The 625-nt window shown below is 66.1% G+C and carries 1 protein-coding gene; it reads right to left on the bottom strand.

The features are described 5' to 3' along the window. Window positions 1–48: 48 nt before the first annotated feature. The coding region (locus tag G9373_RS45555) for a PfkB family carbohydrate kinase (protein WP_240961176.1) at window positions 49–625 on the bottom strand (577 nt) is incomplete at its 5' end.

Here is a 625-nt window from a genome sequence, read left to right as displayed (position 1 = left end):
GTACAAGGCCAGTTCTGCTGGAAGTGATTGGCACGCAGTCGATACATATCAACTCGCCACAGCGAGATCGTCGATGTGGGGAGGCTCTATCCCGGCGGAGGTGATGGCCTGTGCCGCGCAGAGGTTCGCGTGGTGCAGGATGCTGTGTAGGTCGTCGAGGCCGATCGTACGCAGACGCCGAGCGGTCTTGCGGGCCAGCAGACTGCGGACGGACATGGCGTGCAGCAATCCGGCCATGAAGGCGTCACCCACCCCCGCGGTGTGGGCCACGTCGACGCGATGGCCTCGAACACGCACGGACCCGCTCCTGGTGTAGCCCGTGGCTCCGGCAGAGCCGTGGGTGACGACCACGATCGCCGGGCCCCGAGACATCAACCACCGGATCGCATCACCGTGGCGCTCGCCCGGCCGTAGCCAGGCCAGATCCGCATCGCTCAGCTTGACGACATCGCTCCTGGAGATCATCTCGTCGATTCGTGCGATCGAGATGTGCCGGGGGCCCATCGCTGAGGGCCTGACATTGACGTCGTAGCTGATGGTCGTGTCCGGGGTCTGCCGCGAGACGAGTCGTGCCACGTCATCGGCGCCGGGTGCTCGGACGACGGCGATGGAGCCGACGTGCAGG

The organism is Rhodococcus sp. A14 (assembly GCF_011603105.1).
GTDB lineage: Bacteria > Actinomycetota > Actinomycetes > Mycobacteriales > Mycobacteriaceae > Rhodococcus_F > Rhodococcus_F opacus.
Note: the sequence above shows the minus strand (reverse complement) of the source record. Positions and strands in the feature narration are given on the sequence as shown.